Genomic DNA, 7,925 nt, shown 5'->3' with positions numbered 1-7,925 from the left:
GTACTCGCTACTGCTGTCCACCGATCCCACACTGATCGAGTCCGCGCAGCGGCTCCGCTACGAGGTATTCAGCAACGAGCCAGGCTTCACGGTGACCGGGCAGGACGCCGGCCTCGACGTTGACCGTTTCGACGAGCACTGCGACCACTTACTGGTTCGCGAGGACAACTCGGGCGAGCTGGTTGGTTGCTACCGCATGCTGTCGCCGACCGGCGCCATCGCCGCCGGGGGACTTTATACCGCAACGGAATTCGATATCCGGGCGCTGGATTCGCTGCGGCCGTCGCTCGTCGAGATGGGACGCGCGGTGGTACGCAACGATCACCGGAACGGCGCCGTCGTGCTTCTGATGTGGGCCGGCATTCTGGCTTACCTCGACCGATGCGGCTACGACTGTGTCACCGGCTGCGTGTCGGTTCCCATCGCCGGGGATGCCGGGGATGGCGAACCGCCGGGCACCCAGATTCGCGGGGTGCGCGACTTCGTGCTGCGCCGCCACGCCGCGCCGCCGCAGTACCGGGTGCATCCGCACCGCCCGGTGATCATCGACGGACGCCCGCTCGACGAGATCCCAGCGCCTGGGCGGCCGACGATCCCGCCGCTGATGCGGGGCTACCTGCGGCTGGGCGCGCGGATATGCGGTGAGCCGGCCCACGATGCCGACTTCGGTGTGGGTGATTTCCCCGCTCTGCTGGACAAACGTCATGCCGACACGCGTTATCTGCGCCGACTTCGGTCGGTGGCGGCGGCCACCGAGGTGGCAGGCAGGGTGGCCTGATGAGCAGTCCGATCGTGCGCGACCACGCCTGGCTGCCACGGGCATCCTGCGATACGAGTTGTCTGCGGGCCGGCCGCTCGGAAGCGTCCCGTCGGTTGATCGTGGCGCTGCGGGTCACGCTGCGGGTCAGCCTGGGGTTGCTGTTGGCGCCGGCACTGCTACTGGTCGCGGTTCCGCTACCAGGCCGGTCGCACGCCAAGCGCGTTTTCTGCCGACTGTTGTTGTGGTGTCTCGGGGTGCGGATCACGGTGTCGGGCGGGCCGATTCGCAACCTGCCCGGCATGTTGGTGGTCAGCGACCACATGTCCTGGCTGGATATCGTGACGATCGCCGCGGTACTGCCGACAAGCCGGTGGCGGACGGCGCCCGCGTCGTTCGTCGGCCGCGCCGACGTGGCTGCGAATCTCGTCGTGCGGATGATGGCGTGCATCATCAAGGTCATCCCGATCGAGCGGGCCAGCCTACGCCAGCTGCCCGCCGTCGTCGACACCGTCGCCGCCCGGTTGCGCGCCGGTCAGACGGTGGTCGCGTTCCCGGAGGGCACCACCTGGTGCGGTCTGGCGTCCGGGCCGTTCTATCCGGCGATGTTCCAGGCCGCCGTCGACACCGGCCGACCGGTCCTGCCGCTGCGACTTCGTTATCACCACCGCGACGGCAGGGTCTCGACCGTCCCGGCCTACATCGGCGACGACACGCTGTTGCGCTCGATCGGTCGGTTGCTGGTCGCCCGCCGCACTGTGGCTCGGGTCTACGTCGAATCACTGCAGCTGCCGGGTGGCGATCGGCGCGAGCTGGCCCGTCGCTGCCAGGCCGCAATCCGCATGCCGGCGGCGTCGCACCCAGCTCATGGCCAGCGTCGGCCCGTGCTGGCCTCCTGACCTATCGGGCAGCGCTCGATTGCCCTGCTCGCCCCGTCGCCGCTGCGCGGCTGGGGGTGCCCCCAGCTCAGGCCGTTCCGGCCTGCATCGTCGCAGGGCGGCCTCGGTATCCTGGGCGGGTCATGGTCTACCTGGATCACGCCGCTACCTCCCCGATGTACCCCGCTGCCATCGAGGCGATGACGGCTGCGCTGGGCACCGTGGGTAACGCCTCCTCGCTGCACACCACCGGCCGGGCCGCCCGACGCCGAATAGAGGAATCCCGCGAGTTGATCGCGGCCAAGCTGGGTGCACGTCCATCCGAGGTGATCTTCACCGCCGGCGGCACCGAGAGCGACAATCTCGCCGTCAAGGGGATTTACTGGGCGCGCCGCGACGCCGAGCCGCGCCATCGGCGCATCGTCACCACCGCGGTGGAACACCACGCCGTGCTGGACGCGGTGAACTGGCTCGTCGATCACGAAGACGCCGAGGTGACCTGGTTGCCCACCGCGGCGGACGGGTCGGTGTCCGGTGCCGCGCTTCGTGACGCGCTGCAGCGCCACGACGATGTCGCGCTGGTGTCGGTGATGTGGGCCAACAACGAGGTCGGCACCATCATGCCGATCGACGAACTCGCCGCCGTCGCTGCCGAATTTGACGTCCCGATGCACAGCGACGCGGTTCAGGCGGTGGGACATCTGCCGGTCGTTTTCGCCGCCAGCCAGCTGTCCGCGATCAGCGTGGCCGCCCACAAGTTCGGTGGCCCGCCCGGCGTGGGTGCGCTGCTGCTGCGCCGCGACGTCGACTGCGAGTCGTTGGCGCACGGCGGTGGTCAGGAGCGCGACATTCGTTCCGGCACTCCCGACGTTGCCGGTGCCGTCGGTATGGCGACAGCGATGCAGCTTGCCGTGGACGGGCTGGAGGCCAACAGCGCGCGGCTGCGGCTGCTGCGCGACCGCCTGGTCGACGGTGTGCTGGCCGGCGTTGAGGACACCCGCCTCAACGGCGCCCCCGGGTCTCGACGGCTGCCTGGTAATGCGCACTTCACCTTCGACGGATGCGAAGGCGATGCACTACTGATGTTGTTGGACGCCAACGGAATCGAATGCTCGACCGGTTCGGCTTGCACTGCCGGAGTCCCACAGCCGTCGCATGTGTTGCTGGCGATGGGCGCCGACGCTGCCAGTGCCCGGGGATCGCTGCGATTGTCGTTGGGGCACACCAGCGTCGAGGCGGACGTCGATGCCGCACTGCGAGTGCTGCCGGGTGCGGTGGCCCGCGCCCGGCAGGCCGCGCTGGCCGCCGCGGGGGCGACACGATGAAGGTGCTCGCGGCGATGAGCGGCGGCGTCGATTCGTCGGTCGCCGCCGCCCGGATGGTCGACGCCGGGCACGATGTGGTCGGCGTGCATCTGGCGCTGTCGCGGGCCCCGGGCGCCTTGCGCACCGGCTCGCGGGGCTGTTGCTCCAAAGAGGACGCCGGCGATGCTCGGCGGGTCGCTGATGTGCTCGGAATCCCGTTCTATGTATGGGATTTCGCGGATAAGTTCAAGGAGGACGTGATCGACGACTTCGTGTCGTCCTACGCTCGCGGTGAGACCCCGAATCCCTGTGTGCGGTGCAACGAGCGGATCAAGTTCTCGGCGCTGGCGGCACGTGCATTGGCGTTGGGCTTCGACGCGGTAGCCACCGGGCACTACGCCCGGTTGTCTGACGGACGGCTGCGTCGGGCCGTCGACCGGAACAAGGACCAGTCATACGTGCTGGGGGTGCTGACCTCCGGTCAGTTGCGCCACGCCGCGTTCCCGATCGGGGATACCCCTAAGTCGCAGATCCGCGCCGAGGCGGCCCGTCGCGGCCTGGCGGTCGCGGACAAGCCGGACAGCCATGACATCTGCTTCATCCCGTCCGGTGACACCCGCGCTTTCCTAGGAGCCCGGATCGGGGTGCGCCGCGGCTCGGTCGTCGACCAGCGCGGGCGCGTGCTGGCCACCCATGACGGGGTGCACGGTTTCACCATCGGTCAGCGCAAGGGACTCGGCATTGCGGGTCCGGGCCCGGATGGCCAGCCGCGTTATGTCACCGCGATCGACGCCGACAGCGGCACGGTGGAGGTCGGCTCGGCGGCAGACCTGGATGTCTGGCAGCTGACTGGAAAGCAGCCGGTCTTCACCGCCGGGACGCCGCCGACCGGACCCGTCGAGTGCGGCGTGCAGGTGCGTGCCCACGGCGAGGTCGTCGATGCGGTCGCCGAGCTAACGGGCGATCAGCTTGCGGTGCGCCTGCGCACTGCGCTGCGCGGCGTGGCGCCGGGGCAGACGCTTGTGCTGTACCGCCCCGACCCGGACGGCGACGAGGTCATCGGCAGCGCCACGATCACCTAGCCGGGCACGTTGGCGGCGATGTTGGTGAGCACGATCGTCGACACCGACTCCGGGAAGCCGCAGAAGGTGACCTCCATCAGCACCACCGACTTGACTTGGTAATCACGTCCGCAGTCGCCGGGGCGAGTCTGCAGAGACCGTTCGTCGGCGATCCACGGGCCGACGAACGCCGCCCCGCCCGAGCTGTTTGCGCAGTCCCGGACGGTGGCCACCAGGGCATCGAAGGCGTGACGTGCGGTATTGGCGTCGCGATAGGCCGCGGCCCCCTCAGAGATCAGCCCGCCGCGCGGCGGGTACTGAAACGTGGTCTTGTGGAAATGTTCGATCTCGGGTCCGAAGGTGGCGGTGTCCTCGAAGACGAACCGGCATTGCGGCGGCGCCGTCTGGGCGAGCGTGTCAACGTCGACCGGGGACTTGCCGTCCATCGACGGGATTATCGTGAGGTGCTCGTCAGCGCCTGTGATCGCCCGCATACGGGACTGATCGAGCAGGACGCGGTCGACGTCGACCCCGGACAGATTGGGTTCGGCGCCGAATGGCGCTACCGCGGCGCCGCCCACCATGCGGGTGCATGCCGCGGCCAGCAGCGCCGCGCAACACAGCACCAGCGGGCGCACCGCTACCGCCATGCGTGACATCGTTTTTCCAGGTCGTTGGAGCTGTGTTCGTTATTCGAGGGTAGTCGCGCCCCTGGTCGGCCGCATTATGTCCGGTCGAATACGGTTGGCCAGTGAGTGTTTTCGCAACCGCCAGCGGCACCGGGTCGTGGCCCGGCACCGCGGCGGGGCCAGCGGCCGAGATCGTCGTCGGTGAGCTCGGTGCCGCGATGGCCCACATCGTCGAGCTGCCCGCCAGGGGAGTGGGTGCCGACATGGTGGGGCGCGCCGGTGCGCTGCTGATCGACGTGGCCATCGACACGGTGCCTCGCGGCTACCGGGTGACGGCCCGGCCCGGGGCGGTGACCCGCCGGGCGATCAGCCTGCTCGACGAAGACGTCGACGCGCTGGAAGAGGCCTGGGAGACTGCGGGTTTGCGGGGGAGCGGGCGACCCGTCAAGGTCCAGGCGCCCGGGCCGATCACCCTTGCCGCGGAGCTGGAACTGGCCAACGGGCATCGGGCGATCACCGATCTCGGCGCCTTGCACGACATCGCTGCCTCACTGGCCGAAGGGGTCGCCGCGCATCGGGCCACGGTGTCCCGTCGACTCGACACGCCCGTGGTGGTGCAATTCGACGAGCCGTCGCTGCCGGCGGCGGTGGCCGGGCGCCTCGCCGGAGTGACCACGCTGAGCCCGGTGGCCCCGATCGACGAGACGCTGGCCACCACAATGCTGGACACCTGTGTGGCCGCCGCGGGCGCCGCGGTGTCAGTGCATAGCTGCGCCGCGGCAGTGCCATGGAAAGTATTGCAGCGCAGCAATATCGCCGCAGTTTCCGTCGACGTGTCGACACTGCAGGCCGCCGATCTGGACGCCATCGCTGAATTCGTCGAATCGGGTCGCGCCGTCGTGCTCGGCGTTGTCTCGTCCAGCGCGCCGCCGCGGCGTCTGTCGGCGGAAGAGGTCGCCGACGCCGTGGTGGTGGTCACCGACCGGCTCGGCTTCGGCCGCTCGGCGCTGCGCGATCGCATCGGCGTCACCCCGGCGTGCGGCCTGGCCGCGGCGACGCCGCAGTGGGCCCGCACCGCCATCGGACTGGCTCGGCGGGCCGCGGAGGCCTTCGCTGAGGACCCCGACGCCATCTGAGCGCGGCGGTTATTTCGTCGGCGGCCTCCGATAGCCTGCCAAGGTGAGTTCAGCAAAGGCTGATCCTGTCGCGCCCGAGGTCCGCCGGCTTTGGCGCGAACTGGCCGACGAGGTGCGCGAACACCAGTTCCGTTACTACGTGCGCGACGCACCGATCATCTCCGACGCGGATTTCGACGAGCTGCTGCGTCGGCTGGCCGCGCTCGAGGACGAGTATCCCGAGTTGCGCACGCCGGATTCACCGACCCAACTCGTCGGCGGCGCCGGCTTCGCGACCGATTTCACCTCGGCCGACCACTTGGAACGGATGCTGTCCCTGGACAACGTGTTCAGCACCGCGGAATTCGACGTGTGGGCGGCGCGCATCCACGCCGAGGTCGGCAACGATGTGCCCTTCCTATGCGAGCTCAAGATCGACGGTGTCGCACTGGGTTTGGTCTACCGCGGCGGACGGTTGGTCCGGGCTGCGACCCGCGGCGACGGCCGCACCGGCGAGGACGTCACGCTCAACGCGCGGACCATTGACGACGTCCCCGAGCGCCTCACCGCCAGCGACGATTATCCGGTACCCGACGTGCTCGAGGTGCGCGGTGAGGTCTTCTTCCGGGTCGCCGATTTCGAAGCGCTCAATGCCGCGCTGGTCGAAGACGGTAAGACGCCGTTCGCCAACCCACGCAACAGTGCGGCGGGTTCGCTGCGGCAGAAGGATCCGGCCGTCACCGCTCGCCGCAAGCTGCGGATGATCTGCCACGGGTTGGGACATATCGAGGGATTCCGGCCGCCCACCCTGCACGACGCATATCTGGCGCTGGGAGCCTGGGGCCTACCCGTCTCCGAACACACCACGCGGGTGGAGAACACTGCCGGCGCCCTGGAACGCATCGCCTACTGGGGTGAGCACCGCCATGACGTGGCGCACGAAATCGACGGCGTCGTGGTCAAAGTCGACGATGTGGCGCTGCAGCGCAGGCTGGGCTCCACCTCTCGGGCGCCACGGTGGGCGATCGCTTACAAGTACCCGCCCCAGGAGGTACAGACCAAGCTGCTCGACATCCGGGTGAACGTCGGGCGCACCGGGCGCGTCACGCCGTTCGCGTTCATGACACCGGTCACCGTCGCCGGATCGACGGTCGGGCTGGCCACCTTGCACAACGCCGGCGAGGTCAAGCGCAAGGGCGTGTTGATCGGCGACACGGTGGTGATCCGCAAGGCCGGCGACGTGATCCCCGAAGTGCTGGGTCCCGTCGTCGACCTGCGCGACGGCTCCGAGCGCGAATTCATCATGCCCACAACGTGTCCCGAATGCGGGACCCCGCTGGCTCCGGCCAAGGAGGGCGACGCTGATATCCGCTGCCCCAATGCGCTGTCCTGCCCGGCGCAATTGCGTGAGCGGGTATTTCACGTCGCCGGTCGTGGTGCTTTCGACATCGAAGGTCTCGGCTACGAGGCGGCCATCGCGCTGCTGAAAGCGCAAGTGATCGGCGACGAGGGTGACTTGTTCGGCCTGACCGAAGACGACCTGTTGCGCACCGAGTTGTTCACCACCAAGAGCGGTGCGCTGTCCGCCAACGGCAAGCGGCTGCTGGTCAACCTTGACAGGGCCAAGAAGCAACCGCTATGGCGGGTGCTGGTGGCGCTGTCGATTCGCCACGTCGGGCCGACGGCTGCCCGCGCGCTGGCCACCGAGTTCGGCAGCCTGGATGCGATCACCTCGGCGACGACCGAGCAGTTGGCCGCGGTCGAAGGTGTCGGCCCGACCATCGCCGACGCGGTGACCGAGTGGTTCACCGTGGACTGGCATCGGGCCATCGTCGACAAGTGGCGATCGGCCGGCGTGCGGATGGCCGACGAGCGCGACACCAGCGTGCCCCGCACGCTGGAGGGATTGACGATCGTGGTGACCGGTTCGTTGACCGGCTTCTCGCGCGATGACGCCAAGGAGGCGATCGTGGCGCGGGGCGGCAAGGCCGCCGGCTCAGTATCGAAGAAGACCGACTACGTCGTCGCCGGCGATTCCCCCGGCTCGAAATACGACAAGGCCGTTGAACTCGGCGTGCCCATTGTCGACGAGGACGGATTCCGAAAGCTGTTGGCTCACGGGCCTTCCGAATCGGTGGACTGACGGCTCGCGCGACAGGTATCGGACGGCACGCTCATGTC

Annotated in this window: 7 protein-coding genes; 6 read left to right on the top strand and 1 reads right to left on the bottom strand. The window is 68.8% G+C overall.

Annotated features, from left to right (window positions below; genetic code table 11):
* From VEI45_RS15530 to mnmA, 4 genes are all read left to right on the top strand, one after another.
* On the top strand, positions 1-778 hold a 778-nt coding region (locus tag VEI45_RS15530; protein WP_324854706.1), incomplete at its 5' end, for a GNAT family N-acetyltransferase.
* Positions 778-1,656: a lysophospholipid acyltransferase family protein gene (locus VEI45_RS15525; RefSeq protein WP_324854703.1), complete on the top strand. Its 879-nt coding sequence runs from the start codon at positions 778-780 to the stop codon at positions 1,654-1,656. The genes VEI45_RS15530 and VEI45_RS15525, both read left to right, overlap by 1 nt.
* 122 nt (positions 1,657-1,778) lie before the next feature.
* Entirely contained in the window at positions 1,779-2,960 is a 1,182-nt protein-coding gene (locus tag VEI45_RS15520; protein ID WP_324854701.1) for a cysteine desulfurase family protein, read from the top strand.
* Complete coding sequence (mnmA, locus tag VEI45_RS15515; RefSeq protein ID WP_324854699.1) at positions 2,957-4,021, top strand: tRNA 2-thiouridine(34) synthase MnmA; 1,065 nt, start codon at positions 2,957-2,959, stop codon at positions 4,019-4,021. The genes VEI45_RS15520 and mnmA overlap by 4 nt, the downstream gene beginning before the upstream one ends.
* Here the strand turns inward: mnmA and VEI45_RS15510 are convergent.
* On the bottom strand, positions 4,018-4,650 hold the full coding sequence (locus VEI45_RS15510; RefSeq protein ID WP_324854697.1) for a sensor domain-containing protein: 633 nt from the start codon (positions 4,648-4,650) through the stop codon (positions 4,018-4,020). The two genes, mnmA and VEI45_RS15510, sit on opposite strands and share 4 nt — an antisense overlap.
* 101 nt (positions 4,651-4,751) lie before the next feature.
* Between VEI45_RS15510 and VEI45_RS15505 the strand changes: the two genes are divergently transcribed.
* Positions 4,752-5,765 (top strand): methionine synthase, encoded by a 1,014-nt coding sequence (locus tag VEI45_RS15505; RefSeq protein ID WP_324854695.1) that lies wholly within the window; start codon positions 4,752-4,754, stop codon positions 5,763-5,765.
* 43 nt (positions 5,766-5,808) lie between these two features.
* Complete coding sequence (ligA, locus tag VEI45_RS15500; RefSeq protein WP_324854693.1) at positions 5,809-7,887, top strand: NAD-dependent DNA ligase LigA; 2,079 nt, start codon at positions 5,809-5,811, stop codon at positions 7,885-7,887.
* The last annotated feature ends 38 nt before the right edge of the window (positions 7,888-7,925 follow it).

The organism is Mycobacterium sp. (assembly GCF_035623875.1).
Taxonomy (GTDB): domain Bacteria; phylum Actinomycetota; class Actinomycetes; order Mycobacteriales; family Mycobacteriaceae; genus Mycobacterium.
Note: the sequence above shows the minus strand (reverse complement) of the source record. Positions and strands in the feature narration are given on the sequence as shown.